We start from the raw sequence: 1,914 nt of genomic DNA, 5'->3' as shown, positions 1-1,914 counted from the left end.
AACTTCAATCACTGTTTTTTGAAGTTTATTATTTGCATTAGGCTCCTAATCATTCTAAAAAATAATTGAGAAATAGTCACTGCTCTTTATACCTAGTGGTGGGATAGAGGATAATGAACAACACGAAGAATGCCTTAGAAGAGACAGATTATTCAATATCAGAAACCTCTCTTATATTGGTAATATTAAGTTAAAGTGATTTTTACTTAACCCAAATTTGGAAATTCCATCATCTCTAGATGAAGGTGTTGTATATGAAAGACACTACATTCTTAATTGGCTAGTAAATTATATGGAACAAGAATGGGAGGAAGTACGTACAGATACATAAAAGTTGCAATACATACTTTTATGCTCCTTTATCAGAGGCGAAAGATCAGGGTTGAAACTGACGCAGTTGATTATTTTTGTTAAATGTGAAGTTATACACTTAAACTAACGAGTGCTTTACTTCAATAAGGAAGGTTGCTGAGGCAACCTTTTTATTATGGCACTAACGGGGCAGGATAGTTCAAGAGTGCTTGTTAGAACTTTGATCAACAATTGGGCCGGATTGTAAACACCAACTCTTAAAAAATTGAATCACTAAATGATAACTTTCTGAAAATTATGGAATGTTTTTTATTTTATGGTTGTTTTTACCTGTTATTAGACATATCATAATGATATATCAGTTTSATATAACAGATATGTGGAAGGGGAATGTTACATTGTCAATTGAAAGTTCTATTCTAGCTATTTTAAGCTTTTGGCCCAGTACTGGATACAATATTAAAGCAGAGTTTGAGCATAAAGCTGCCGGCTTATACTGGGGAATGAGTTATGGGAGTATTTATCCGAAATTAAAGAAGCTTGAAGAAGAAGGACTTGTTTATCCTATTGAACAAGAGGAAGAGGGACGTAAAAAGAAACTTTATGAACTTACCCCAAAAGGGTGGGAGGAATTTGAAAACTGGCTTCGACTCCCTCCTGCCTACCCAATTATTAGAGACGAATTATTAATGAAGATGTCCACTTGGCACGAAGATATGGAAAGCTCAGTATTAATCAGTCATCTACTAGAAAGAAAAGAGACAACCGAAGATTTACTTGAATTTGTAAAAGACTGGCCAACAAACGGAATCTCTTACATCAGTAAAGTGGGTATGCTAACTATCCGCTATGCCGAATTGCGACTGGCAGCTGAGTTGAAATGGATTGAAGAATCGATAAATGCATTGGAAAATAATCAACTTCCAAAAGGGCAGGATCCAAATGGGAATACAGAAAAACTGCTAGCAAGACGAAGAGAGGCAACCCAAGGAGAAAAGGAGAAATAACTCATGAAAGCTGGAATATTTGAGCCTTTAAAATTCCGTCCATTTCGTTCATTATTTGGCGCGCAGCTATTTTCTGATCTGGGTAATTGGCTTGATTTTATTGCTTTACAGGTTATTGTTGCTTACCATTGGGGGCTAGATGAAACAGCCATTGCCGCAGTGATCATTGTATTAGGGCTACCTTGGGTCATCATAGGTCCCTTTGCAAGTGTATTCGTGGATCGACTTCCAAAAAAGCAAATGATGATCATTTGTTTATTTTTAAGGATCATGTTTGTAGGAGGGCTGTTTTTTGCTCCTAACCTTTATATCCTTTTATTATTTGTGTTTTTGAAGGGAACAGTCGCAGCAATTTACGACCCAGCAAGACAAAGTATGATTAGGTTTACGGTCCCTGATAACCACCTTCCAGAGGCGGTAACACTTAGCCAGCTTTCCGTAAATACGATGAAAATTATTGGTCCTGCACTTGGAGGAGGCGTCATAGCTTTATTTGGAGCAAAAAGTCCATTTTTATTTGAAGCTGCAGGTTTTTTCATCGCTATATTAATTTTATTAACTCTTCCCAACATGGATGAAAAAGAAATGAAAACTG

Annotated in this window: 3 protein-coding genes; all 3 read left to right on the top strand. The window is 36.3% G+C overall.

Annotated features, from left to right (window positions below; translation table 11 throughout):
- Positions 1-217 precede the first annotated feature (217 nt).
- On the top strand, positions 218-331 hold the full coding sequence (locus AC1DUW_RS27175; protein ID WP_083450711.1) for a DUF4272 domain-containing protein: 114 nt from the start codon (positions 218-220) through the stop codon (positions 329-331).
- A 379-nt stretch (positions 332-710) separates the two neighbouring features.
- A complete protein-coding gene (locus AC1DUW_RS27170) occupies positions 711-1,319 on the top strand; it encodes a PadR family transcriptional regulator (protein ID WP_053345569.1) in 609 nt (202 codons plus the stop codon).
- A 3-nt stretch (positions 1,320-1,322) separates the two neighbouring features.
- On the top strand, positions 1,323-1,914 hold a 592-nt coding region (locus AC1DUW_RS27165; protein WP_477643970.1), incomplete at its 3' end, for an MFS transporter.

This window comes from Peribacillus sp. P4_C12, assembly GCF_056402095.1.
Note: the sequence above shows the minus strand (reverse complement) of the source record. Positions and strands in the feature narration are given on the sequence as shown.